This window comes from Subtercola boreus (assembly GCF_003399645.1).
GTDB classification, from domain to species: domain Bacteria; phylum Actinomycetota; class Actinomycetes; order Actinomycetales; family Microbacteriaceae; genus Subtercola; species Subtercola boreus_A.
Map to the genome: position 1 here is coordinate 117,913 of NZ_NBXD01000020.1, position 23,993 is coordinate 141,905.

At 68.6% G+C, this 23,993-nt stretch carries 24 protein-coding genes; 14 read left to right on the plus strand and 10 right to left on the minus strand.

All coding sequences use genetic code 11. From position 1 onward, the window contains the following. Positions 1-12 precede the first annotated feature (12 nt). A complete protein-coding gene (locus tag B7R24_RS10770; RefSeq protein WP_116418955.1) occupies positions 13-1,248 on the minus strand; it encodes an amino acid deaminase/aldolase in 1,236 nt (411 codons plus the stop codon). Then, a complete protein-coding gene (locus B7R24_RS10775) occupies positions 1,249-2,544 on the minus strand; it encodes an MFS transporter (protein WP_116418956.1) in 1,296 nt (431 codons plus the stop codon). Positions 2,545-2,636: 92 nt separating this feature from the next. Here B7R24_RS10775 and B7R24_RS10780 point away from each other — a divergent pair, with 92 nt between their 5' ends. Next, entirely contained in the window at positions 2,637-5,069 is a 2,433-nt protein-coding gene (locus B7R24_RS10780; protein WP_147304017.1) for a hypothetical protein, read from the plus strand. After that, positions 5,066-6,271, plus strand: coding sequence for a glycoside hydrolase family 76 protein (locus B7R24_RS10785; RefSeq protein WP_116418958.1), 1,206 nt, complete (start codon positions 5,066-5,068; stop codon positions 6,269-6,271). The genes B7R24_RS10780 and B7R24_RS10785 overlap by 4 nt, the downstream gene beginning before the upstream one ends. 81 nt (positions 6,272-6,352) lie before the next feature. Here the strand turns inward: B7R24_RS10785 and B7R24_RS10790 are convergent, their stop codons facing one another. Beyond that, a complete protein-coding gene (locus B7R24_RS10790) occupies positions 6,353-7,039 on the minus strand; it encodes an esterase/lipase family protein (RefSeq protein WP_253259410.1) in 687 nt (228 codons plus the stop codon). A gap of 8 nt (positions 7,040-7,047) precedes the next feature. Then, the gene (locus tag B7R24_RS10795) at positions 7,048-7,524 is read right to left on the minus strand and encodes a hypothetical protein (protein WP_116418959.1); all 477 of its coding nucleotides are present in this window, start codon (positions 7,522-7,524) and stop codon (positions 7,048-7,050) included. A gap of 54 nt (positions 7,525-7,578) precedes the next feature. Between B7R24_RS10795 and B7R24_RS10800 the strand changes: the two genes are divergently transcribed. The 5 genes from B7R24_RS10800 to B7R24_RS10820 all read left to right on the plus strand — a co-directional run bounded on the left by B7R24_RS10800 (position 7,579) and on the right by B7R24_RS10820 (position 12,525). Continuing rightward, entirely contained in the window at positions 7,579-8,772 is a 1,194-nt protein-coding gene (locus B7R24_RS10800) for an ROK family transcriptional regulator (protein WP_116418960.1), read from the plus strand. 90 nt (positions 8,773-8,862) lie between these two features. After that, positions 8,863-9,969 (plus strand): sugar ABC transporter substrate-binding protein, encoded by a 1,107-nt coding sequence (locus B7R24_RS10805; protein ID WP_116418961.1) that lies wholly within the window; start codon positions 8,863-8,865, stop codon positions 9,967-9,969. A 141-nt stretch (positions 9,970-10,110) separates the two neighbouring features. Further along, positions 10,111-10,983, plus strand: coding sequence for an ATP-binding cassette domain-containing protein (locus tag B7R24_RS10810; RefSeq protein ID WP_116419006.1), 873 nt, complete (start codon positions 10,111-10,113; stop codon positions 10,981-10,983). Position 10,984: 1 nt separating this feature from the next. Continuing rightward, entirely contained in the window at positions 10,985-12,238 is a 1,254-nt protein-coding gene (locus B7R24_RS10815; RefSeq protein ID WP_116418962.1) for a sugar ABC transporter permease, read from the plus strand. Positions 12,239-12,309: 71 nt separating this feature from the next. Next, the gene (locus tag B7R24_RS10820; protein ID WP_116418963.1) at positions 12,310-12,525 is read left to right on the plus strand and encodes a hypothetical protein; all 216 of its coding nucleotides are present in this window, start codon (positions 12,310-12,312) and stop codon (positions 12,523-12,525) included. 15 nt (positions 12,526-12,540) lie between these two features. Here the strand turns inward: B7R24_RS10820 and B7R24_RS10825 are convergent, their stop codons facing one another. After that, the gene (locus B7R24_RS10825) at positions 12,541-12,897 is read right to left on the minus strand and encodes a hypothetical protein (RefSeq protein WP_116418964.1); all 357 of its coding nucleotides are present in this window, start codon (positions 12,895-12,897) and stop codon (positions 12,541-12,543) included. 28 nt (positions 12,898-12,925) lie between these two features. Further along, positions 12,926-13,219: a DUF7882 family protein gene (locus tag B7R24_RS10830; protein ID WP_116418965.1), complete on the minus strand. Its 294-nt coding sequence runs from the start codon at positions 13,217-13,219 to the stop codon at positions 12,926-12,928. 233 nt (positions 13,220-13,452) lie between these two features. Here B7R24_RS10830 and B7R24_RS10835 point away from each other — a divergent pair, with 233 nt between their 5' ends. After that, positions 13,453-14,475: an FKBP-type peptidyl-prolyl cis-trans isomerase gene (locus B7R24_RS10835; RefSeq protein WP_116418966.1), complete on the plus strand. Its 1,023-nt coding sequence runs from the start codon at positions 13,453-13,455 to the stop codon at positions 14,473-14,475. Between the two features lie 75 nt (positions 14,476-14,550). Here B7R24_RS10835 and B7R24_RS10840 read toward each other — a convergent pair whose 3' ends face one another. Next, the gene (locus B7R24_RS10840) at positions 14,551-15,459 is read right to left on the minus strand and encodes a cation diffusion facilitator family transporter (RefSeq protein ID WP_116418967.1); all 909 of its coding nucleotides are present in this window, start codon (positions 15,457-15,459) and stop codon (positions 14,551-14,553) included. Positions 15,460-15,609: 150 nt separating this feature from the next. On the opposite strand from B7R24_RS10840, the gene B7R24_RS10845 reads away from it, so the two are divergent. After that, positions 15,610-16,638, plus strand: a complete 1,029-nt coding sequence (locus B7R24_RS10845; protein WP_116418968.1) for a hypothetical protein — start codon at positions 15,610-15,612, stop codon at positions 16,636-16,638. Further along, positions 16,635-17,135 (plus strand): NUDIX domain-containing protein, encoded by a 501-nt coding sequence (locus tag B7R24_RS10850; RefSeq protein WP_216363673.1) that lies wholly within the window; start codon positions 16,635-16,637, stop codon positions 17,133-17,135. The genes B7R24_RS10845 and B7R24_RS10850 overlap by 4 nt, the downstream gene beginning before the upstream one ends. Positions 17,136-17,157: 22 nt before the next feature. Here the strand turns inward: B7R24_RS10850 and B7R24_RS10855 are convergent, their stop codons facing one another. Further along, on the minus strand, positions 17,158-17,367 hold the full coding sequence (locus B7R24_RS10855; RefSeq protein WP_172582793.1) for an antitoxin: 210 nt from the start codon (positions 17,365-17,367) through the stop codon (positions 17,158-17,160). A gap of 69 nt (positions 17,368-17,436) precedes the next feature. Then, positions 17,437-18,897, minus strand: coding sequence for an MFS transporter (locus B7R24_RS10860; RefSeq protein WP_367302620.1), 1,461 nt, complete (start codon positions 18,895-18,897; stop codon positions 17,437-17,439). A gap of 214 nt (positions 18,898-19,111) precedes the next feature. Here B7R24_RS10860 and B7R24_RS10865 point away from each other — a divergent pair, with 214 nt between their 5' ends. Then, on the plus strand, positions 19,112-20,014 hold the full coding sequence (locus B7R24_RS10865) for a hypothetical protein (protein ID WP_172582794.1): 903 nt from the start codon (positions 19,112-19,114) through the stop codon (positions 20,012-20,014). Here the strand turns inward: B7R24_RS10865 and B7R24_RS10870 are convergent. After that, complete coding sequence (locus B7R24_RS10870; protein WP_116418972.1) at positions 19,950-20,552, minus strand: helix-turn-helix domain-containing protein; 603 nt, start codon at positions 20,550-20,552, stop codon at positions 19,950-19,952. The genes B7R24_RS10865 and B7R24_RS10870 overlap by 65 nt on opposite strands. 87 nt (positions 20,553-20,639) lie before the next feature. On the opposite strand from B7R24_RS10870, the gene B7R24_RS10875 reads away from it, so the two are divergent. From B7R24_RS10875 to B7R24_RS10885, 3 genes are all read left to right on the plus strand, one after another. After that, positions 20,640-21,626: an NAD(P)/FAD-dependent oxidoreductase gene (locus tag B7R24_RS10875; RefSeq protein ID WP_116418973.1), complete on the plus strand. Its 987-nt coding sequence runs from the start codon at positions 20,640-20,642 to the stop codon at positions 21,624-21,626. 73 nt (positions 21,627-21,699) lie between these two features. Beyond that, positions 21,700-22,521, plus strand: coding sequence for an alpha/beta fold hydrolase (locus tag B7R24_RS10880; RefSeq protein ID WP_116418974.1), 822 nt, complete (start codon positions 21,700-21,702; stop codon positions 22,519-22,521). Beyond that, positions 22,518-23,948, plus strand: coding sequence for a sensor domain-containing diguanylate cyclase (locus B7R24_RS10885; protein ID WP_116418975.1), 1,431 nt, complete (start codon positions 22,518-22,520; stop codon positions 23,946-23,948). Before B7R24_RS10880 ends, B7R24_RS10885 begins: the two co-directional genes overlap by 4 nt. The last annotated feature ends 45 nt before the right edge of the window (positions 23,949-23,993 follow it).

Here is a 23,993-nt window from a genome sequence, read left to right on the forward strand (position 1 = left end):
CCCGCCCCCCGCTCACAGGAACGCCTGCCCCTCGCCGCGGTAGGTCGGCACCTGGGCCACCACCTCACCACCCGAGACCACCGCGAACCCGTTGACGTGTTCCGACAGCTCCCCCGACTTCGTGTGCCGCAGCCACACCCGGTCTCCCACGGCGAGACGTTCGGCTGCCGCACCCGAGAGCGGCGTCTGCACCTCACCCGCCATTTCGCGCGCCTGCATCGAGAGCCCGGTCGGCCAGACCAGCTCGGGCAACCGGTCGGGCTGCGCGGGGCCGGAGGCGATCCAGCCCCCGCCCAGCAGCGTGGCCATCTGCGGGGTGGGCTTTCGCACGACCGAGAGGGCGAACGCCGCCGCCGGCGCGGGGCGGAATCGCGAGTAGGTGTCGAAGAGGTGCCCGCCGAACAGTCCGCTGCCGGCCGCGACCTCGGTGACGGATGCATCGGCCGACGTGCTCTCGAGAGACCCCGTGCCGCCACCGTTCACGAACTCGAGATCGGCGACCTCGCGAACAGCCTCCACGACGGCCCCGCGACGGCCTTCGAGTTCGGCGATGGAACGGTGCTGCATCCAGTCGAGCACCCGGCCCCTCGCCGGGTTGCCGCGCGGCCGGTTGCCGACCCCCGCGATCTGCGCTTCGTACCCCATCAGGCCCACGAGTTCGAAGCCGGGGCGCGCTGCGATGTGCTGGGCCAGCACCCGCGCCGCATCGACACTGAAGACCGGCGAGCGCCACACCCCCACATGACCGAGCGCCCGGGTCACGAATGACGTGTCGAGTTCGATGCAGACCCGGATGCTCGCCCGGGCCCCGGGCGCCACCACCCGGTCGACCAGGTCGAGCTGCGACACGTCGTCGACCATCAGCGTGACGCGCGAGGCAAGCTGCTCGTCGGCCGCGAGGCGACGGATGCCCGCCCGATCCACGCTCGGGTATCCCACCACCACGTCGTCGATCGTCTCGGCGAGCCAGAGGGCCTCGGGCAGCGTGTACGCGAGCACCCCTGTGTAACCCGGCAGTGCCAGCACTGCATCGAGCACCTCCCGCACCCGCACCGACTTGCTGGCCACCCGGATGGGCTTGCCGGCGGCGCGGTCGAGCATCGAGAACGCGTTGTGCGCGAGCGCGTCGAGGTCGAGCGCAGCGAAAGGCGTGTCGAGGTGAGCCGTGGCGGCGGCCAGTGAGCCCCAGTAGCCGGCGGTGTCGTCGATCCAGGGCGTGCCGGGGGTGGGCAGCAGGGAGAGTGTCATTCAGCGAACCGATCTCACTCGGGCGACGGCTGTGGCGCCGGCCGCGGCGAACAGGGCAGACAGGAGAAAGAGTCCCTCGAACCCGCCGAACAGCGCCACCACGCCCGCTCCGAGCAGCGGCGCGATCGCCTGCGGCACGGCGGTGGCGATGTTCATGATGCCGAGGTCTTTGCCCCGGGTCGCGGGATCGGGGAGCACCTGCGTGGCGAGCGCCTGGTCGACCGACAGAAAGCATCCGTAGCCCAGCCCCAGCAGGCCCGCCGCGACCATCGCCACGCTGAGCTCGGGCACGAATGCCAGCAGCAGCGCCGCCACGGCCTGCAGCGCAGAGGCCGCGAACACGAACACGCGGCGGCGACCCAGCCAGTCGGAGAGGGCGCCGGCACCGAGCGAAGCGAGAATCACGAACACCATGTAGATGAGGGTCAGGATGATCAGGTCATCCTGTGCGGTCTCGTCGCCCAGCCCGAACATCAGGAAATACAGCAGCAGGGCGGTGCCGAGCGCATTGCCCGTGTTCACCAGAACGCGGCTGAGAAGGGTGAAGCCGAAATCGGGGTACTGCCGCGGGCTGATCCAGAAGCCGTCGAGAAAGACCCGGGCGCTCACGCGTGCTCGTTCGGCGCGCGGAAGAACGGCATCCGGCATCCACAGGCAGAAGGGCAGCACCAGAAGAACGAGCAGCACAGCCACCGCGAGGTAGCCCGCGAACTGACTCGTGAAGAGCGTGGTCACGAGCACGAGTCCCAGGATGGTGCCGATCGCCTGCGGAGCCGACAGCCAGCCCGAGACGAAGCCGCGCTGGCCCACGGGAACCTGATCGGAGATCGCCGCGGTGAGCGAGGCTGTGAGAATGCAGAAGCCGACGATGGCGAGGGTCCAGAACACGCCGATACCGACCAGGCTCTGCTGGGCGCCGAGGAGCACGAGCGAGACGGCGAAGAGAAGCGTTCCGGCGGCCACGAAGGGCCGACGCCGTCCGAAGCGCGAGGTGGAGCGGTCGGAGAGGGCCCCGGTGAGCGGAAAGACGATCAGCGCCGCGACCCCCGCGATGCCCGAGACGACGCCGAAGGCGACGACGCTTCCGATCCAGTCGCCCGCTGCGTCGCCCGACCCGGTCTGCAGCCGGTTCTCGATCTGCAGTCGGTTCTCGATCTGCAGAGGAAGCAGCAGCTGGATGGGGGTGAGCTGCGCCATCCAGATGCCCAGCCAGGCGGTGGCGAACAGCGCGATCCAGCCGCCGCCGACCCGGTGACGGGGTTCGGCGAAGAGGCCGGTCGCTGGAGGGCTGCTCATTCCATAGATCTAACCGTCTTCAGGGACTTTTTCCTCCATGCAACCGCATGGGGCTTTGACTTTGGCTCGGATAGCTTGCTAAATGGATGAACGTGCCAGTCGCGAATCGCAGAAAGACCAGGGGTGTGCCGGTGGTGCCGGCTCCCGGGGCTTCGCGATTCCGTTTGCTGATGGTCGTCGCCGCGCTGGGACTGCTGGTACCGCTCGGCGCCTCCGCGCTGCAGGGTGCTGCGCCGGCTGCGGCCGAGGAGCAGCCCACTGCCACGGCCGCCCCGGCCGCCCTAGCGACCGCCGAGCCCATCGCGCCGGTCGCCCCCACGCCCACCCCGTCTCCCAGCGATCCGCCCGCGGCACCCACCCCCATCGTCGCCCCGCAGATCACCTCCCCCGCCGCGGGCACCCTGCAGAGCGGCTCGTTCGTCATCGCGGGCACCGCAGAGCCGAACAGCCGCGTGCAGGTCTCGGCCAGCACCCGCTCCGACCCGCTCTGCGCCACCACCGCCTCATCCGACGGCGCCTTCACCTGCAGCACCGGCACGCTGCCGAGCGCTCCCGGCGTCGTGCTGCGGGTAGTGCAGCTCGTCGACGGCCACGACAACGCCAGCGACACCGTCACCGTCGACGTGCTGAACGCTCCCACCGTGGCCTCGGGCTCCGCGAGCGGCATCAGTACCGGCTACGGAACGGTTCGGGGCACGGCCCTCGCCGCGGCGACCGTCACCGCGTCTGCCTCCGGTGCCGCCGGAATCTTCTCCTGCACGGTTGCCGCCGACGTCTCCGGGGCCTGGGCGTGCAACCTCGGTGACCGCATCCCGAGCGGCACCGTGCAGGTGCGCGCCACCCAGTCCACCTCCTGGAGCCGGGGCCCCTCTGCCCAGAGTCCCGCCTTCGCTCTGCAGATCGATTCGGATGCGCCCGCCCCGCCCCGGGTCACGTCGCCCACCGCGGGAGCGTCGGCGCCGGCATCCGGCACCGCCTTCGCGGGCACCGGCGAGTCGGGCTCCCTCGTCACCGTCTTCGCGGGATCGTTCGCGGCCTGCACGGCACCCGTCCAGAACGGGGTCTGGGGATGCGAGGCGGGCGAGCTGGCCACCGGAACGGTCGCCGTGTCCGCCATCCAACAGGATCCCGCGGGCAATGTCAGCGCCGAGAGCGCGCCCGTCTCAGTGACGTTCCGCGCAGGGTCCGCGACACCGACCCCGTCGGCCACGGCTCCGGGCGGCAGCACCACGACTCCCGGAACCGGCGGTGGCGGAGCGCCGGGTTCCGGCGCGAGCGGTGCGGGGTCGGGCGCCACGGGTTCCGGCAGCGCGGGAACGGGCACGGGCACGACGGGCAGTGATGGCAGCAGCGGGAGTGGCAGCACGGGCGGCGGCTCGGGGCTCGGCGACGCACCCCAGACCCCGGGCTCGGGCACCTCGGGTGCCTCGGGCGGCGGCACCGGCGGCTCCCCGTCGGGTGACGGCGGCACGACCGGGGCCCCCGGCGGAACGGGCGAAGACACCTCCGCCCCGCTCTCCCCTCTCGCGGCAGACGGCACCTGGGCCGGCGCCACGCGCTTCACGACCACCCTGCAGCCGGTCTTCGGCACCGCGGCCGGCTCGAACTGGCTCATCGCTGCAGCGATCGCCCTCGGAGTCCTCGCACTCATCGCCGCTCCGGCCCGGCTCATGGCGGGGGCGCTCAGCGTCGCCGCACACAACCGCAGAGGCCGACGCGGAACCCTGCTCACCGGGCGCAACCGACCCCGCGACGAGTTCGAACGTGCCCCGCAGGTTTCGGTGAATCCGCGCGTGCTCGCAGCCATCGCCCTGGTCGCCTCCGCCCTGATCGGCATGCTCTCGGGCCCCATCGAGAGCCAGCCCGCGTACCTGCGACTTCTCGGGGCCATCTGCATCGCGTTCGCCGTGCTCAATGCGGTCTCTGTGGCTCTGCCCCGGGTGCTCGGGCTCCGGATGCTCGGCCTCCGCTCCCGCATCGCCTTCGCTCCGCACTACCTCGCCATCGCCGCGGTTGTGATGCTGGCCTCGCGCGCCTTCGCCATCGAGCCCGCCCTGCTCTTCGGACTGGTGCTCGCGATCGGCCCGGCCGACGGCACCTCGGTTCGCGGGCGCGCCCGGTTCGCCCTGCTCCATCTGCTCTCGCTGGTGGTGCTCGGCGGGGCGGCCTGGGCCGCCGCCACCGTGCTGCCGGCCGCGACGACGCCGGCCTCTGCGTTCCTCACCGAGGTGCTCAACACCATCGTGCTCGGCTCCTTCGGGGCGGCCGCGGTGCTGGTGCTGCCCTTCGGCGCCCTCGCCGGGCGGGCCGTGTTCGCCTGGTCGCGGACGGCCTGGCTGGCGGCCGCGCTCGGCTGCTTCACGCTGCTCGCCGCCGTGCTGCTGCCCGCCGCACCCTCCCTCGCGGTGCCCGCGGCGTCGAGCGGCCTCGGAGCGACCTGGGTGCTCATCGTGGCCGTGGGCTTCGCGGCGGTCAGCCTCTCGGTCTGGACCTGGGTGCGCTTCATCGCCCCGGCCCTGCGATGACCGCGCCCGCGGCGCCTCCGCCCGGCACACCGCTGCCCGCCCAGACCGGGCCCACCGACGCCGAGCAATCCACCACCGCCGAGCAGTCCACCGCCGAGCCCGCCGCCGCCGCCGCCCTCTGGAGCGCCACAGCCGACCGCGCGCAGCAGGCCCTCACCGATCACTTCCAGACGCGGCTGCTCGGCCCGCGCCTGCTGCTCAACACCTCACCCCCGCGACTCGGCCAGCTACTGACCTTCAACTACTGGTGGCTCGCCCACGCGGTCGAGGTGCGGGTCGACGGCGCAGAACGTCGCGGCGGGCGCACCGCTCCCGGTGGCACCGAGCGGCTGAGACTCGCCCAGCAGAGCTATGACGGCATCCGGCTCCGCAATCGCGGCAGGCTGTTCAACCACTACTTCGACGATATGGGATGGCTCGCGCTGGCGGCCGTGCGGCTGTACGACCTGAGCGGCGAGAGGCGCTGCCTCGACGACGCCATCTCGCTCTGGCGCTACATTGCCGAGAACGGGGCCGCGAACGCTCCCGAGCGCGGTGTGGCCTGGCGCGACTCCCAGCTCGACTACCGCAATGCCCCGACAAACGGTGCCTTCGCGATCCTCTCGGCGCGACTGGCGAGCCGGGCATCCGACCCCCGTTTCGACGGGGCGGCGAACCGGTCGCTCGAGTACATCGCGCGAACCTTCGTGAGCGGCACCGGCGACCTCGCCGATCTCGTGGCCGACGGCATCAACCGCCAGGGCGACGGAGCCCTCGACGCTCACTGGCTGTTCACCTACAACCAGGGCCTCTACATCGGAGCGCTTGTCGAGGCGTTCGACCGCACGGGAGATCCGGAGACACTCGAACGCGCGACGCGCACAGCAAGGGCGAGCATCGACCGGCTCGCGCCGACAGGGCTCTTCCTCGGCGAACCCGCGAACCTCGCGGAGCGGGGCGGTGGCGACGCCGGCCTGTTCAAGGGCATCTTCGTGCGCTACCTGGGTCTGCTGCTCGACCGTCTCGACCCGGCGGGCGACGGCTTCCGGATGCTCGGGGCCTTCCTCACCGCCAGCACCGACCTGCTCGCCCCGAACGGCATCCCCCTCGCCGCCGACGACTGGTCGCATCCGCCGGGCCGCACCACGGCGCTCTCGACCCAGCTCTCGGCCGTGATGGCGCTCGAGGCGCGGGCCCGTTTCGAGCGGCTCGCGCTCCGCTGAGGCGGCGAGCACCCGCTGCACCCGGTGCCGCCACAGCTCGGGCTCGCCGTTTCCGCGGCGACTCTCACACCCCGCGTCGACTCACCCCCGGCGCGCGACCTGCTCGGCCAGCACGGCCGCGAAGGCCCGCGAGCCGATGATGCGCGAGTGCCCGCCGACAGCCAGGCGGAGGTTGCGGGCCCCCGGCAGCACACTGCCCGCCGGCACGTTCTGGTCGTAACTGCCGAACACCGAGGTGATGCGCTCGTTCACCGGCGACCGGGCACCCAGGAACGTCATCGTGAGATCGGCGGCGTCGAAGATGCGGATGCTCGGCACCTTCAGCCTCTCGGCCCACACCGATCCCGAGAACGGAGTGTTCACGGCGACCAGGTGATCGACACGCTGCTCGGGGTCGAGCCGAAGCATCACGTACTTGCCGATGAGCCCGCCCTTGCTGTGCGCCACCAGCAGCACGTCACGCAGGTCGTTCTCGGCCAGGAGCCCGGCGACGAGCCGCGCAGACTCGTCGATCGGCAGGAGGTTGCGGCCCAGCTCCGGCACGAAGAACACCGCGTGTCCCAGATCTTCGAGCTGGCGGGCCAGCGGCAGCATGAAGTGCCAGCGCTCGTAGACCCCGGGCAGCAGAACGACGGGCCGCGCGCCCGGCCCCACCGCCCCCGAATCCCGCCGGGACGGGTCCCTCGCGGTCGCGAGTCCGCGGAGTTCGGAGCGAGCGCTGTACCCGTAGTCGAGCATCCAGTAGCCCGCTCTGGCCAACCCGTTCACAGCGGGCCTCAGCCGAGATCGGCTTCGAGGCTGTCGGTGGAGGCGCCGATGAGTTCGAGCAGCGCGCCGGCGTAAGCGTCGGCCGCGTCTGCCGCGACGAACACCCGGCGCTCGCCCGCGAGCACCGTCTCGACCTCGTAGGCCTCCCCCGTGGCCAGTCCGTCGTCGTCGATGCGGCTCGCACCCGCAGCAGGGTCGCTCCGCCGCAGCGAACGGAAGGTGGCACCGAGCAGAGCGCGCAACTGGTGCTCGGCGGGCATCCACAGGGCGTCGTCGATGGCCACCGAGTCGAGCGCCCATTCGGTGGTGCCGTTGAACCCGAGCACCGTGCCGGTGTCGAATTCGTGCGCCTCGATGGTCATGTCGCTCACGGTGAACACGTCGCCCTCGAAGCCCTCACGGTCGATGATGAAGAGGTCGCCCGATGTCGGGTGCCATACGAGGCCCGTGAGTTGGAGCGCGCGGGCGAGCTGGGGAGTGATCATCCGCTAATTATGCGACGCGGCACTGGGCATTGACACGGGCTGTATGTTGTTCTGGTGGAAGACCAGCGGCGCACTCCCGGATCACAGACTTCACTTCGTGAAGCCAATCGGGCGCGAATCGTCGATGCGGTGAAGAAGCACGGCGGTCTCACACAGGTCGAACTCGCCGGGGCCACCGGGCTGTCTCCGGCCACGGTCTCGAACATCGTCAAGGAGCTGTCGAGCTCGGGACTTCTGCATGTCGCGCCGAGCACGCGCAGCGGCCGCCGGGCTCAGCACGTCACCCTGGCCCACTCGCTCGGCCTGTTCGTGGGTGTGCACTTCAGCACCCGCCACATGCGCATCGCCCTGGCCGACGCGAGCCACACCGTCGTCGCCGAACACCACATGCCACTGGCCAAAGACCATCGCGCCGACAACGAACTCGACAAGACCACGCTGCTGCTCGTCGACATGCTCGATTCGGTCGACGCCACCCTGCAGGAGGTGCTCGCGGTCGGCATCGCTGTTCCGGCGCCGATCGACAGGGAGACCGGCACCACCGCGCGCAGTGGCATCATGCGCGGGTGGGACGGAGTGAACGTCGCCGAGGTGATGGAGCGGAGGCTGAAGCGGCCCGTCTTCGTCGACAACGCCGCCAACCTGGGGGCACTGGCCGAGTACCGCCTCGGGGCGGCACGGGGCCGAGCCAACTCGGTGACGATCGACGTCGGCGACGGTATCGGCGCCGGCCTCATTCTGAATGGCGCCATCTTCCGCGGCCACAACGGCGTTGCCGGGGAGTTCGGCCACACCACCATCCTCGAGAACGGCCCCCTCTGCCGGTGCGGCAACCGCGGATGCCTCGAGGCCATCGCCGGGGGCCCGGCCCTTCTCGAGAACCTCCGCCCCGAACTCGGCTCGCTGAAGCTAGGAGACATCGTTCTGCGGGCCATGGCTGGCGAGTCGGTGGCGATGCGGGCGGTGGCGGATGCCGGGCGACACATCGGGGTCGCAGCCGCGAATCTCTGCAACCTGCTCGACCCCGAGCGCCTGGTCATCGGCGGGGAGCTGTCGCGCGCGGGAGAGCTTCTGCTCGGGCCCCTGCGGCACGCGGTCGAACGCTCGATCATCGTCGGGCCGGAACTGATGCCCGAGATAGTACAGGCCCAACTCGGCCCCCGCGCACCCACACTCGGAGCGGCCGTCTTCGCCGTGGACCGTGTCACGATCACGGCCGACGAAAGAAGTGCCCAACCTGTTACCTAAATCCTTGACTTCAAGTCTTGACGACAAACTCGAAAAGTGTCAAGCTCGCACACGTCGCCAAAGAGGGCGGCAATAACGGGAGGTTTCTCAATGAAGATCGCCACCACGAGAGCGGTCATTGCCACGGCCGCAATCCTGCTCGCAGCCGGTTCGCTCACAGCATGTTCGAACGGCTCATCGTCCGGCTCCACCGCCAGCACGGCCAACGCATCCAGCGCGAAGATCGGCCTGCTCCTGCCCGACTCGGTCACCGCCCGTTACGAGAGCGCTGACAAGCCCTACTTCGAGGCCAAGATCAAGTCGCTCTGCCCCGACTGCACCGTTCTCTACTCCAACGCCGACGGCGATGCCGCCAAGCAGCAGCAGCAGGCGGAGTCGATGCTGACCCAGGGCGTCAACGTGCTGGTGCTCGACCCGTTCGACGGCGAGGCCGCTGCGTCCATCGTCGGCGAGGCCAAGGCCAAGAACATCCCGGTCATCTCCTACGACCGCCTCATCAACAGCGCCGACTCGTCGTACTACATCTCCTTCGACAACGAGAAGGTCGGTGAGCTGCAGGGCCAGGCGCTGGTCGACAAGCTGAAGGCCAGCGGAGCGGCCGCTGACGCGGGCATCCTGATGGTCAACGGGTCTCCGACCGACAACAACGCCAGCCAGTTCAAGGCCGGTGCGCACAAGATCATCGATGCATCGGGTTACAAGATCCTCGCTGAGTACGACACACCCGGATGGGACCCGGCGCAGGCCCAGACCTGGGTGGCCGGCCAGATCACCCAGTTCGGTTCGCAGATCGTCGGTCTGTACGCCGCCAACGACGGCACCGCCGGTGGCGCCATCGCCGCACTCAAGGGCGCCAACGTCAGCCCGCTGCCTCCCGTCACGGGCCAGGATGCCGAGCTCGCGGGCATCCAGCGCATCCTCTCGGGTGATCAGTTCATGACCGTCTACAAGGCCCTCAAGCCCGAAGCCGAGCAGGCGGCGACGCTGGCCGTCTCCCTCGCCAAGGGTGAGACCGTCTCGGCCACCACCAACACGAACACCAAGGGAGGCGCTTCGATTCCGTCGTTCCTGCTCACCCCGGTCGCCGTGACCGCCGACAACATCGAGACGACGGTCGTTGCCGACGGCTTCTACAAGGCTTCCGACATCTGCACCGCAGACTACGCAGCCGCCTGCGCCACAGCCGGCATCAAGTAACACCGCTTCACGACCCGGCCGGGGCGCGCCATGCGTTCCGGCCGGGTTCTCTCTCGTTCCGCACCACCTCGTTCTGCACCATCTCGTTCTGCACCACCTCGTTCTGCTCCACCGATATCTCCCCTAGGAGGAACCGTGACGATGCAATCCGCCGTCGCTCCGTCTGCAAGCTCGCTGCGTGAACCCGTGCTGTCGCTGAAGGGCATCTCGAAGGGTTTCGGCGCCGTTCGGGCCCTGACCGACATCAACCTCGACGTGCATGCCGGCGAGGTCGTCGCCATCGTCGGCGACAACGGTGCCGGCAAATCCACGCTCGTGAAGATCCTCGCCGGGGTGCACCCGCAGGACTCGGGAACGATCACCTTCGACGGCCAGGTGGTCTCGATTCCGACGCCGACCGCCTCGCGGGCTCTCGGTATCGCCACGGTGTTCCAGGATCTGGCGCTCTGCGACAACCTCGATGTGGTCTCGAACCTCTTCCTCGGCCGCGAGATCACCCACGGCACCCTCGACGAAGAAGAGATGGAGCAGCGCGCCTGGAGCCTGCTGCGCCAGCTCTCGGCCAAGATCCCCTCAGTGCGCATCGCCGTCGCCTCCCTCTCAGGCGGGCAGCGCCAGACCGTGGCCATCGCCCGCTCGCTCATCGGCGAGCCGAGCGTGGTCATTCTCGACGAACCGACGGCAGCTCTCGGCGTCGCCCAGACCGCGGAGGTTCTGAACCTCATCGAGCGCCTCCGCGAGCGCGGCCTCGGTGTGCTGATCATCAGCCACAACATGGCCGACGTACAGGCCGTGGCCGACCGCGTCGTCGTGCTGCGCCTCGGCCGCAACAACGGTGACTTCCACGTCGCCGACGTGAGTTACGAAGAGATCATCTCGGCCATCACCGGCGCCACCGACAACGTGGTCACGCGCCGCGCAAGCGCCCATGCCGTTGCTGCCGCCGCCGAGTCGCACGCTCCGGATGCGACCGAGCCCCCCGCCCCCTCTGCCGGCTCGAAGGAGAACCGCTGACATGACCACCCCTTCCGAAACCCCCGCCGAACGCGCCGCCGACCTGCAGGACGAACGCCTGGTGCGCACCGAGGGCGTGCGCGGCGCGATCCTCGCGTTCCAGCAGCGGGTGCGCGGCGGCGACCTCGGGTCGCTCCCCGTCATCATCGGCCTGATCGTGATCTGGGTCATCTTCCAGATCCTCAACCCGAACTTCCTCTCCTCGAACAACCTCGTCAACCTCACTCTGCAGTGCGCGGCGGTCGGCACCATCTCGATCGGTATCGTGCTGGTGCTGCTGCTCGGCCAGATCGACCTCTCGGTCGGGTCGGTGAGCGGCCTCGCCGCGGCCATCCTGGGCGTGGGGCTGACGCAGTTGGGCTGGCCCGTCGCGCTGGCTGTGGTCGTCGCGCTCGTGGTCGGCGCCGCGATCGGCTTTCTCTACGGCCTGCTCTTCACCCGCTTCGGCGTACCGAGCTTCGTCATCACGCTGGCCGGTCTGCTGGCCTTTCTCGGCCTGCAGCTGAAGGTGCTCGGCCCGAACGGCTCGATCAACCTCCCCTACGACTCGTGGATCGTTCAGTTCGCCCAGGCCACCTTCCTCCCGCCGTGGGCGGCGTACGCCCTCGCCGTGATCGCCGCCGGCGCCGTGTTCTACACCGACGTGCGCCGGGCCTCCCGCCGTCGAAAGGCCGGCCTGTCGACCGGGGCGATCTCGGTGACGCTGATCAAGTCGATCGGCCTGCTGGTGCTGCTCGTGATCGTCGTCGCCTACCTGGCGACCGACCGCGGCCTCGGTGCCATGTTCCTGTTGTTCGTGGTGCTCGTGGTCGTGATGAACTTCTTTCTCACGCGCACCCGCTGGGGCCGTTCGGTCTTCGCGGTCGGTGGCTCTGTCGAGGCGGCACGGCGTGCCGGCATCCGGGTCAACCGGGTCTACATCTCGGTCTTCATCCTCACGTCGACCTTCGCTGCACTCGGCGGCCTGCTCGCCTCGGCCCGCCTGACCTCGGCCAGCCTCTCATCGGGCGGCGGCGACACGAACCTGAACGCCATCGCAGCCGCAGTCATCGGCGGAACCAGCCTCTTCGGCGGCCGGGGCAGCGCCTACTCTGCACTTCTCGGCATCCTGGTCATCCAGTCGATCTCGAACGGCCTGACGCTTCTGAACCTCGACTCTTCGATCAGGTACATGATCACCGGTGCCGTGCTGCTGCTCGCCGTGATCATCGACTCGCTCTCGCGCCGTTCCCGCGCGAGCCACGGCCAGGCGTAACCGGGCTGTCAAGGGCCTGTCGGCGCATCGGCCCAGAGAGCAGACTTGATCAAAACCAGGAGGAGAAACACATGATCGAAAAACTCAGTGAACTCGGCTTCAAGAGCGAATGGGCCTACCTCGGTGGGTTCGGCTCCATCGCCGTATCCCTCATCACGTGGTTCGTGAGCCGCCGCAAGAAGGGCGACTCCAAGGCGCAGTCCGACCGTTGGGGCATCTTCATCGGCCACTGGGCCCCGACCTTCATGGCTCTCGGCATCGCTCTGAAGCTCGAAGAAGACAAGTAACCCGAAGGCTTCGCGCTAGTCGTCGACCACGCCGACGAAGCGGTTGCCGATCCCGTCGTATTCGGTTCGTGTTGTTCCGGATGCGACGGGCGGCAGCTCCTCAGGCGCATGCCAGTCGCAGCTCAGGTAGGTGAAGGCCGGCCACCATTTCTTGGGGCGGGCCGCTTCTGTGAATCCACACACGGAACAGACGAGTTGCACCCAGACCGGCTTCGCTCCCGTGCGGTTCGATCTCGACTGCGCGAGCCACGCCGGCGGGGCCGCATCGATCGCCTCGACCTCTGCCTCGGAGAGCCGTGCGGGCAGGCCGTGGCGCTCGGCCATTTCGATCGGAATGTCGAGCCGCAGGGCGGCTTCTCGTCGGGAGATCATCGTCGACAACGATACTGCCTGGCAGCGTTCAGCCGGTGGGCTCCTCGACGACGCTCAGGCCCGCCGTCCCGTTAGCGGTCTGCATCAGCTTCTCCACCCAGGCACGGTTGAGCGGGGCACGGGTTGCCGAGTCGAAGGTGAACACCAGCGGAATCGCCGGGTGCACCCAGATCGACGTGTGACCGTTCTCCCCGGTGACACAGGTGAAGCCGAACTTCTCGTCGCGGCGCAGCTTCGCCAGAATGACGGCCTGCAGGTGGGACAGGAGGCGATCGTCGAACGGAAGCGACGTGCCGGGAGAGCCGTAGATCAGTGTGCCCATCGCGCGGTGTCTCTCTTCGTCGGTTCACGGTGCGGCAGAAATGCGCCATGAGAGAGACGTATCCAGCGAGACATTCGTCACACAATTCACCAAAACTTTTTTCGTCCCCTTCCCTCCCAGCCCATCCGCAGGTTGTTCATAGCCCGACGGAACAGACTGGGCGGGTTTGTTCACCACTGAGAATCATCTCATTCCCGAGAAACGTCTCGCCGATCTGAAGTGTCTGAGGACCAATGCGCACAATCACCCTGCTCGCCGCTGCGGCCGCCGTCGCCCTGACCCTGGCGGGTTGCAGCAGCGCCACGTCTGCGGCTCCGACGGCCACCACGGCTGCCGCGTGCACGCCCACCGCGTCGGGTGCCAACTCCGACGCCGTCACCGTGACAGGCGACCTCGATGCGCTGCCGACCACGACGTTCACCGCCCCGATGACCACCACCGACACCGAGCGCACCGTGGCCGTGGCCGGCACCGGCGCCGAGGCCGCCGAGGGCAAGCTGGCGACCATCGACTTCACGCTCTACAACGGCACCTCGGGCAAGCAGCTCTTCACGACCACCGACGCCGAGATCGGGCCGCAGCAGGTCACCGTCGACCAGACGCAGTTCCTCCCCGGGATCATCAAGGCCGTGCAGTGCGCCACCGTCGGTTCGCGCATCGTGGCCGTCGTGCCACCCGCTGACGCCTGGAGCACCGCTGGCAACTCCACCCTCGGCGTCGCTGCGACCGACACCGTGGTCTTCGTGGTCGACGTCAAAGACGTGACCGACGCTCCCCCGGCGACCACCGCGCCGACTCCCTCGGTCGACCCGAACATGCCCACCCGCGCCACGGGCGCAGACCAGCCCGCACCGGCCGGTTTTCCCGTGGTGACACTCGCCGACGACGGCACGCCCACCGTGACCATTCCGACCACTCCGGCCCCGACCACCCTGCAGCAGGCGACCCTCAAGAAGGGTGATGGCGCAGTGGTCGGCGACGGCGACACCGTGACCGTGCAGTACCAGGGCGTCAACTGGACCACGGGAGCCGTGTTCGACCAGAGCTGGGGTAAGGGCGGGCCCACCAGCTTCGCCACCAACCAGGTGATCAAGGGCTTCGGTGCCGCCCTCGTCGGCGCGACCGTCGGCTCGCAGGTCATCGTGGTCATCCCGCCCGACCAGGGCTACGGAACGGCCGGCCAGGCGCAGGCGGGCATCAGCGGTACCGACGACCTCGTGTTCGTGGTCGACATCCTCGCGACGGCCTCCGCGTAGCCGCTGCCTCTGCACCCCGCGGTCGATCGCGGGGTACAGAGGCAGGTCGCCCGCGGGGCCGAGAGGGCGGTCGTCTCAGACGATCAGGGACGGCTCGTCGCTGACCGAGAGAGTGAGCACGGCCTGTTCGATGTGGTCGTCCTGCTTGATCTGGCGTTCGATCCGTCTCAGCACGCGCGCGACCTGCTCCTCGGGCCCATCGCCCACGAGATCGACCGCCGCAACGAGGAACAGTCTCGACGGACCGACGAATTCGAGATGCAGGTAGGTCAGGCGCGCGATCTCCGGCCGCGCGAGCAGCTGTTCCGCGGCGCCCCTCCTGACACGGTCAGGCGGGTTGAACCCCACGAGGTAGCGGCGGTTCTGGTTGATCAGCAGAATGGCGACGCCCGCGAGCAGCAGTCCGATGAGGATGGAGCCGAGCGAATCCCAGAACGGGTCACCGGTCAGCTGGTGCAGCAGGATGCCGAGGAACGCGATGGCGAGCCCGGCGAGGGCGGCAGAGTCCTCGGCGACCACCGCCCGGAGCGTCGGGTCTGACCCGTTCAGCACGTAGTCGAACGAGCGGCGCCTGTACTTCGACGCGGTACGCCTGGCCTGGATCACCGACTGCAGCAGCGAGGCCCCCTCGAGCAGCGCCGAGACACCCAGCACGGCATACGCGATGAGGTAGTCCGAGGCCGGTTCGGGATCGAAGAGCTGCTGCACCCCGTTCATCACCGACACCACCGCGCCGACGGTGAACACCCCGACCGCGGCCAGCAGCGACCACACGTAGGCCTCGCGCCCGAATCCGAGTGGATGCCCGTCGTCCTTCTGGCGCACCGAACGCCGGTCGGCCACGATGAGAAAGATCTCGTTGCCCGCATCCGCCCAGGAGTGCGACGCCTCAGCCACGAGAGAGGCCGACCCGGTGAGCACCGCCGCGACCGACTTGGCGATGGCTACGAGAATGTTCGCGATGAATGCGATGACGACGATCATCCGGCCCCCTGATCGATGTGGTGTGCGCCCTGCGGCAGGCCGCGTTCTGCTCTGTCAGTATGCACCGTGGTGCGGCACCCCGCCGCGCCTGGCCGGCGGGCTTGCGCAGACGGCGATACTGGAGGCTGACCGGCACCGAAGGAGGAGAACGTGGATCTCGAGACCGCTGCCGCCGAACTCTCTGTGCTGCCGCCGGCCGAGTTCGTCGGGCGCCGGGGCGACCTGTCGAAAGAAGCGAAGGCGGCTGGCGACAGGCAGCTCGCCGCCGATATCAAGCGGCTCACCAAACCCTCGGTGGCGGCCTGGGCGGTGAACCTGCTGGCGACCCGTCAGAGCGGAGCCCTCGAGAAGGTCGTGGCGCTCGGCGCGGTCATCCGCGACGCGGCGGATGGCGACGAACCGGGTGCGCTGGCCGAGCTCGCCACCCGGCGACGGGCGGTGCTTCGAGAGACGACGGATGCCGCGCTCGATCTCGCCCGGCAGGCGCAGGCGGCGGGCGGCCAGCTCCCGGCGGCGGTGTCGGCCGATGTGGAGCAGACACTGCAGGCAGTGCTGGCCGACCCCGGGGCCCAGGCGGCGGCGCGCACCGGGCGGCTCGTTCGCGCGCTGGCATCGAACGGTATGGAGGCGGTCGATCTCGACGGCGCCGTCGCCGGGCCGTTCGAGGCGCCCGGGCTGAACGAGCCCGACGACACAGACGTCGACGGTGACGTCGACGGTGATGTCGACGACGACGACGCGGTGCCACCCCGACCGGCGAAGCCCCGCTCCGGGAAGGCCTCCTCCGAGAGGGCCCCGCACGACGTCGGGCGCCGTGTCGACGATGGTGCGAGACGGGCGGCGCGGGATGCGCGCCACGCCCTTGATCTCATCGAGACGCAGCTCAGCCGGCTCACCGAGTTGCGCCACCTGGCCCGCGACGAATCCGAGTCGCTCGCCGATGAGATAGACGATCTCGAGGCACGGCTCACCGAACTCACCACGACTCTGGGCGATCGTCGTTCGAAGCTCACCGAGCTCGAAGGTCGCCTCGACGAGACCGATCTCGAGTACGGCCGGCTCGACCGGCAGCGGGAGAAGGCGGCGCGGCTGGCCGAGACGACGGCGCGTGCGGCGAGCCGGGCTCCGGCGAGGGCCCCGACTCAGGCACCGGCGAGCGCGAAGGGGTCGGCAGAGTGAGCGAGCCGAGGGCCGACGCGAGCCGCCCGCCTGTGCTGAGTGCGGGCATCCTGCTCTACCGTGGTGACGGCGGCACCCTCGAGGTGTGGATCGGCCACATGGGCGGCCCGTTCTGGGCACGAAAGGATGAGCAGGCCTGGTCGATCCCGAAAGGTCTGGTCGACGCGGGCGAAGACACGCTCGCGGCCGCGCGACGCGAGTTCGCTGAGGAGATCGGCGTACCGGCGCCCGATGTCGCCTACGAACTGCTCGGCGACTTTCGCCAGCGGTCGGGCAAGACCGTGCGCGCCTATGCGGCCGAGGCGCCGACGGGTTTCGACGTCGAGACCGTGAGCAGCAACACCTTCGAGATGGAATGGCCCCGCGGCTCAGGTGTGCTGCGAGAATTCCCCGAGATCGACACCGCGCGGTGGGTGCCCTACGACGACGCGCTCCGCCGGGTGGTGGCGGGCCAGGAGCCGATGCTCAGGGCCCTGGCTGACGCACTGGCGTCGTGATCCGGCCCGCCACGGGCTGCGACTACTCCGTGCCGACGGCCTTGTCGGCAGCGTCGCGTGCACCGTCGATCTTGTCGTCGAACTTGCCGCCGGTCGCGTTCTTGACGGCCCCGGTGACCGAATCGAGAATGGTGTCGCTGATGTCTTCGGCCTTCTCGCTCTTCAGCGCATCCTGAACCTTCGTGTCGGCGAGGAAGGCCTGTGCCTTGGCGGTGATGTCTTCGAATCCCATAATGACTCTCCTTTGAAAGGTTTTGGCTGACGATTCAGGGTAACCGTTCTCGTGTCACCCGTTCTCGAATCACCCGTTCCGGCCCTCCACCAGCGAGAGCGGCTTGGTGATCGTCTCGAGCGATTTTCGCTCGGCGTCCACCCCGAAGATGAACGCCACGACGCCGCCGACGATCATGATCGCGGCGCCGAGGAAGTACCCGCCGGTGAGCGGGCCGCGGTCGGTTCCGTCGCCGATCAGGATGCCGTAGATGAGGGGCGCGCCGGCGCCGGCCAGCTGGCCGAGGGCGAAGAAGTACGAGATCGCCTGGCTGCGCAGCTCCAGCGGGAAGATTTCGCTGACCGTGAGGTACGCGCTGGAGGCTCCCGCCGAGGCGAAGAAGAACGACACACACCAGAAGACGGTCTGCGTGGTGGCGTTCAGGGCACCGGTACTGAACAGCACGGCAGAGATGCCGAGCACGACGCCCGAGACGCCGTAGGTGAGCAGGATCATCCGGCGCCTCCCCCACACGTCGAAGAGATGCCCGAGCAGCAGCGGGCCGAGGAGGTTGCCGATGGCGAACGGAAAGAAGTAGTACTGCGTCGAGACCGAGTCGGTGCCGTAGAAGTTCTGCAGCACGAGGGCGTAGGTGAAGAAGATGGCGTTGTAGAGGAACGACTGCGTGATCATCATGGTGGCGCCCACCAGGGTGCGCTTCGGGTAGTCCCTGAAGAGCACGCGCACGATGGTGCGGAACGGGATGCTCTCGGTCGCCGTCACCGTGATCGCCAGTTTCTCGTCGACCGGCTCGATCTTTCCGCCCTCCCGCTGTACGCGGGCCTCGATGTCGTCGACGGTCTCCTCGGCCTCCTTCTCGCGGCCGTGGGTCATCAGCCAGCGCGGACTCTCGGGAATGTGACGCCGCAGGTAGATGATGGCGAGGCCGAGGATCGGTCCGATGAAGAACGCGAGCCGCCAGCCGATGTTCTCGGCGAAGTTGTCGGGGTTCAGAAAGAACAGGTTGGCTGCCGAACCGAGCGCTGCGCCGCCCCAGTAGGTTCCGTTGATGGCGATGTCGACCCGGCCGCGGTAGTGCGAGGGAATCAGTTCGTCGATGGCTGAGTTGATCGCCGCGTACTCGCCACCGATGCCCATGCCGGCGAAGAACCTGAAGAAGAAGAGAACCCACATGCTCGGCGAGAGCCCGGCCGCGGCACTGGCGATGAGGTAGATCACCAGCGTCAGGATGAAGAGTTTGCGGCGACCGAGTTTGTCGGACAGACGGCCGAAGACGAGCGCCCCGACGATCTGCCCCACCAGGTAGACGGTGCCGGCGAGCCCGACATCCGCGGCCGACATGCCGAGGTCTTTCTGGAACCCGGCCGAAGCCACGATCTGGATCTCGAGGCCGTCGAGCACCCAGGAGAAGCCCAGCCCGATGACGATCGACCAGTGGAACCTCGTCCACGGCAGTCTGTCCATCCGGGCCGGCACGAGGCTCCGCACTTCCCCCGCACTGCTGCTTGACGACCTGTCGACTGTGGACACGACAACCTCCTCCATGAGACCGGAACGGTGGGTGTCGCCCCGGCTCCACCCGGAACGTCGCACCGCGCAACGAGTCGACTGTAGGCCACCGTCGAGGCTGCCGCAGGGTGGGTGACTCCCCGTGGCGGGAGGTGTATTGTTCGCTCGCCGCCAAGGGTCTACCGTTGGTTCCAAGCGTTGCCCCGTTCCGGCCTCCGAGCGAATCGAGTCTCCCGTGAGACGAAATGTGCGACTCCCCCTCTCCTCACGAACCGCGGATGCCCGGAGCGATCGAGAGAGGGCGAAACTCGCGGGCGCCGCGCACGCGCTGGTCGAGAACCGCCGTTTCGGTGACGGCACCCTGTGGTCGTTCGACGGGGTCGAAGTGGCGGAGCTGAGGCAGGAGGCGACACCCTCCATCCCGATCTTCCAACACGAGACCCGCGAAGACGGAGGCCGCGTCGCCGTCATCTTCCTGCGCGAGGGCGAGGTTGCCGTCTCGCACGACGGAGCCCTGTTTCGCTTCTCCGCAGGTTCGGCCGCGTTCTTCTCGTCAGGATCGACCACATCGGTCGAGGCGCTGACCTTCTGCCGGGTGGCTCTGGTGAGCGTTCCACTCAACACCCTGCGCGAGGCGGGCGTGCACGTGGCGAAGGCCTTCGGGCCCTTCTCCTACTCGACGGCCCAGGGCTCGCCACTGCTGTCGTTCCTCACAGCACTCATCGAGGTGGTCGAAGGCGACTCCATCCCGGCGCAGCCGACGGCGACCGTACTGCAGCAGCTGGTCACCGACTTCTTTCGGCGCGATGCGCAGCCTGGCGCTCATTCCCGCGGGGCCGACCTCGACGTTCGTGCTTTCGCTGCATCGCTGGCCGTACTGCGTGGCGGGGAGTCGGCGGAACAGGGCACGCTGAGTCCTCGCGAACTCGCCCGCCGGGCCGGCTTCCCGACCGAACGGGAGCTTGGCCGGGCGTTCACGACAGCCTATGGCGCCACCGTCAGGAAGGTGCTGCTCAGTCAGGTCTCCGCGCCTGCGAGCCCCGCCGCGCCTGCGAGTGAGGAGACTGAGCCCGCTACGACGTCGCCCGCGGACTCGCCCGAACGTGCATCCGTTCGCCCTGGCGACCGAACAGGCTGAGAAACTCGACAGCGTCGTCATCGGCTCGCCCGAACCAGTGCGGAGTGCGGGTGTCGAACTCCGCGGCCTCGCCCGCCGGCAGAACGAGGTCATGCTCTCCCAGCACCAGCCGCAGCCGCCCGCGAAGCACGTAGACCCACTCGAAGCCCTCATGCGTTCTGGCGACCGGTTCGCCCTGCGGAGCCGTCGCCGAGATGACGTGTTTGAAAGCCTGCAACCCGCCCCCACCGTCGCGGCTCAGCGGCACGATCGTCTGGCCGTGCCGCTTGATCGGGCGCAGGTGTATGCGCGGGTCACCGGTCGCCGGCGCTCCCACCAACTCGTCGAGGGGAACCCCGTGCGCCCTGGCGAGCGGCAGCAGCAGCTCGAGATTGGGGCGCCTGCTGCCCGACTCGAGTCGGGAGAGCGTGCTCGCCGAGATACCGGTCGCCACGGACAGCGCGGCCAGGGTCACACGTCGGCGCGTTCGCAGCGCCCTGAGCCGCGGGCCGACCGCGGCGAGGACGGCGTCGGTGCCCTCAGGAGGTTCGGAAGTCATACTCCAACCTTGCCACATCGGCAACATTATTGGGCTGATTGTGCCATTCAGGATGATCATGGAGACATCCACCAGCGAGGAGCTTCCATGAACACCACCCACACCACCACCCCCTCCACCCTGTTCGACGTCGTCGTCGTGGGCGGCGGCGCCGCCGGACTCGCCGCGGCCGAAGCGCTCGGGCGCGCCCGGCGCAGCGTCGCCGTGATCGACTCCGGTGAACCCCGCAACGGCGTCGCGGCCGGCGTGCACAAGTTCCTCACGCGCGACGGCACACCGCCCGCCGAGCTGCTCCGCCTCGCCCGCGACGAGGTGCGGCGCTACGGCGTGGTCGTCGGCGAGGGGTCGGTGCAGAGCTCATCGGGCAGCACCGGCGACTTCGCCCTCACGCTCACGGCGGGAACGATCATCCGGGGCCGCAGGCTGCTGCTGGCCACCGGTGGATTCGACGAGCTGCCCGAGGTCGAAGGGCTTCGCGAGCGCTGGGGCCGTGAGGTGCTGCACTGCCCCTACTGCCACGGCTGGGAGGTTCAGGATGATCGCCTCGGCATTCTGGCGACCACAGCGTTCTCGGCGCACCAGGCTCTGATGTTCCGGCAGTGGAGCGATCGGATCGTCTACTTCGAGCACACGGCACCGCCACTGACCGACGACCAGCGCACGCTGTTCGCCGCGCAGGACATCGCCGTCGTCACCGGGCAGGTCAACGCCGCCCGCTCCGTCGATGACCGCCTTCACCACCTTCTCCTCGCCGACGGGTCGGTGCACGCTCTCGATGCCCTTGTGGTGTCGCCGTTCCTCCGCGCGCGGGTCGAGCCCTTCGCTGCTCTCGGCGTCGAGGCGGTGCTGCATGAGTCGGGGATGGGCACGGCGGTGACAACCGACGCGTTCGGCCGAACGGAGGTGCCGGGCATCTGGGCCGCGGGCAACGTCACCGAGCTGAGCGCGCAGGTCATCGTGTCGGCCGCCGCAGGGCTGATGGCCGGCGCTCACATCAACGCCGACCTGACCGCAGAAGACCAGGCGGCCGCGATCCGGCGGTCGGCATCGCGCACAGTGGTGACCGCCTCGTAAGCGTCGGACTGTGACGCGGAATCCGGCCGCTGGCAGTACCCTGTGGAAAAGGCTATTCGGAGAGGACTCTGCTGTGACCTTAGCGCCGTTCGAGGGGGCAGATGCCCTGGTCCGACGTAACAACATCTCATCCCAGGGGCCCGAGGGCGCACCGGCCATCGTGTTCGGGCACGGATACGGCTCGAGTCGGCAGATGTGGCGCCTGGTCGCCCCGCAGTTCGTCGACGACCACCGCGTCGTGCTCTTCGACCATGTCGGTTCCGGAGGATCAGACCGCCGGGCCTACGACCGCGGCAAGTACGACTCCCTGCACGGGTACGCAGATGATCTGCTCGAGATCTGCCACGCGCTCGGGTTGAGTGAGATCGTCTATGTCGGCCATTCCGTCGGCGCGATGATCGGGTGTCTGGCCGCGATCGCCGAACCCACCCTGTTCGACAGTCTCGTGCTGGTCGGAGGATCAGCGCGGTACATCAACGACGAGGGCTACGTCGGCGGCTTCGAAGCCGACGACGTCGATGCACTCCTCGATTCCCTCGACGCCAACTACCTCGCCTGGGCATCCACCATGGCACCCGTGTTCATGGGCAATTCCGACCGCCCCGAGCTGACAGCGGAACTGCTGGACAGTTTTTCGAAGGCAGACCAAGCAGTGGCGCGGCAGTTCGCACGGGTGACGTTCCTGTCTGACCTGCGCTCTGATCTGAGCTCGGTCTCGACGCCCACGCTGGTGGTCCAGTCGACGAACGACATCGTGGCGCCGGTCGTTGCCGGAGAATTCCTGCGCGACAGCATTCCCGGCAGCAGGCTGGAGGTTCTCGAAGCAGAAGGCCACTACGTACATGTCTCAGATCCTGAGAAGTTGACCACCACCATCCGGAGCTTCCTGGGATGAATCCCGGTGTCCAGGCGCGGGACCTTTTCGATCTCATTCCGTGCGGGCTGATCTCCGCCACCACCAGAGGCGTGATCACGACGGTCAACGACACGTTCCTCGCCATGGTCGAGAAGAAGCGTGAGGAGGTCGTGGGCCACCACCTCATCGAGCACCTGACTCCCGGCAGCAGGCTCTACTTCGAGACCGGCTTCATGCCACAGCTGAAGGCTCACGGGCGCGCCAGCGAGGTCGCATTCGACCTCTGCCTGTCCAGTGGCGAGACGCTCTCGGTCTTCCTGAATGCCGTTGTCGACCGGGAGCGCGATGGTGGCACCATCCTGTTCGCCGTGTTCGATGCGACCCTGCGCAGACACTACGAACGGGAGTTGCTGGCGGCGCGCCGCTTGGCCGAACGGTCTGAGACGAGGGTGACGATCCTGCAGACGGCCACGACGGCGTTCGGAAACGCCGGGAGTGAAGAAGAGGTCGCCCACGCCCTCGCCGACGCTTCACGCGCCGCGACAGATGCCATGGCCGCCAGCGTCTACCTCTGCGACCCGTCGGGCGGCTTCAGCGCTCCGTCGTCCTCCGGCGCCGCCAAGCAGCTCGTCGAGGCGGCCCTTCTCGACGCGCTCGGCGGCCGGGGCGACCCTTCCCCGACCGGCGGTCTGGCGCAGTCCCCCACCACGGTCGTCTACTCCGGGTCGGCCGAGTTGAGCGCACACTTCCCATCGGCAGCAGCCGCGTTGCGAACGGCCCGTGTCGAGGCGCTGGCCACCGTGCCGCTGATCGACGACGGCGCATTGGGTGGCATCCTGCTGGCCAGCTTCGGTCGCCCGCGCCGGCTGGACCCGCCGACCGTCGACCTCCTGGAGTCGCTCGCCCAGCAGTCCGTTCTGGTTCTGCAGCGCATCCGTCTGCGCGAGCTCATTTCGTATCGGTCTCTGCACGACCCCCTCACTGGTTTGCCGAACCGGCACTCGCTCCAACGCCGTCTCGACCAGCTGCTCACCGGAACTCACCCGAACCAGCCGACGATAGCCGTGCTGTTCATCGACCTCGACGGTTTCAAGTCGGTCAACGACAGGTTCGGCCATCTCGCCGGTGACAGCGTTCTGCGACGGATCGGCGCGAGCCTCGAACGGGCCGTACGCTCCGGCGACATGGTCGGGCGGCTCGGCGGAGACGAATTCCTCCTCATCTGCGAGGATGCCGACGAGCAGTCCGCCGGGGATCTTGCTGAGCGACTCCGTGCCACCGTACGAAACACGCCCCTGGAGGAAGCGACGGGGCTGTCTGTCTCCGCCAGTGTGGGGGTGAGCATCTACCGGCCAGGCACCTCGCCCGAAAAGCCCACAGGAGATGCGCTCATCCAGCTGGCCGACGAAGCGATGTACCAATCGAAACGAACCGGTAAGGACCGGGCGACCATCATCCGTGCCTGATGGCCACTCCTCGCCGTGCTCGAGTTCGCGCAGAGTGGGACGTGC

Excerpts from the sequence above, each read along its gene's own strand:
- B7R24_RS10830 (WP_116418965.1), bottom strand. The coding sequence starts at position 13,219 with ATGGGCACACTGATCTACGGCTCTCCCGGCACGTCGCTTCCGTTCGAC.
- B7R24_RS10785 (WP_116418958.1), top strand. The coding sequence starts at position 5,066 with ATGACCGCGCCCGCGGCGCCTCCGCCCGGCACACCGCTGCCCGCCCAG.
- B7R24_RS10805 (WP_116418961.1), top strand. The coding sequence starts at position 8,863 with ATGAAGATCGCCACCACGAGAGCGGTCATTGCCACGGCCGCAATCCTG.
- B7R24_RS10870 (WP_116418972.1), bottom strand. The coding sequence starts at position 20,552 with ATGACTTCCGAACCTCCTGAGGGCACCGACGCCGTCCTCGCCGCGGTC.
- B7R24_RS10775 (WP_116418956.1), bottom strand. The coding sequence starts at position 2,544 with ATGAGCAGCCCTCCAGCGACCGGCCTCTTCGCCGAACCCCGTCACCGG.
- B7R24_RS10875 (WP_116418973.1), top strand. The coding sequence starts at position 20,640 with ATGAACACCACCCACACCACCACCCCCTCCACCCTGTTCGACGTCGTC.
- B7R24_RS10815 (WP_116418962.1), top strand. The coding sequence starts at position 10,985 with ATGACCACCCCTTCCGAAACCCCCGCCGAACGCGCCGCCGACCTGCAG.
- B7R24_RS10810 (WP_116419006.1), top strand. The coding sequence starts at position 10,111 with ATGCAATCCGCCGTCGCTCCGTCTGCAAGCTCGCTGCGTGAACCCGTG.
- B7R24_RS10825 (WP_116418964.1), bottom strand. The coding sequence starts at position 12,897 with ATGATCTCCCGACGAGAAGCCGCCCTGCGGCTCGACATTCCGATCGAA.
- B7R24_RS10885 (WP_116418975.1), top strand. The coding sequence starts at position 22,518 with ATGAATCCCGGTGTCCAGGCGCGGGACCTTTTCGATCTCATTCCGTGC.
- B7R24_RS10840 (WP_116418967.1), bottom strand. The coding sequence starts at position 15,459 with ATGATCGTCGTCATCGCATTCATCGCGAACATTCTCGTAGCCATCGCC.
- B7R24_RS10820 (WP_116418963.1), top strand. The coding sequence starts at position 12,310 with ATGATCGAAAAACTCAGTGAACTCGGCTTCAAGAGCGAATGGGCCTAC.
- B7R24_RS10855 (WP_172582793.1), bottom strand. The coding sequence starts at position 17,367 with ATGGGATTCGAAGACATCACCGCCAAGGCACAGGCCTTCCTCGCCGAC.
- B7R24_RS10795 (WP_116418959.1), bottom strand. The coding sequence starts at position 7,524 with ATGATCACTCCCCAGCTCGCCCGCGCGCTCCAACTCACGGGCCTCGTA.
- B7R24_RS10770 (WP_116418955.1), bottom strand. The coding sequence starts at position 1,248 with ATGACACTCTCCCTGCTGCCCACCCCCGGCACGCCCTGGATCGACGAC.
- B7R24_RS10835 (WP_116418966.1), top strand. The coding sequence starts at position 13,453 with ATGCGCACAATCACCCTGCTCGCCGCTGCGGCCGCCGTCGCCCTGACC.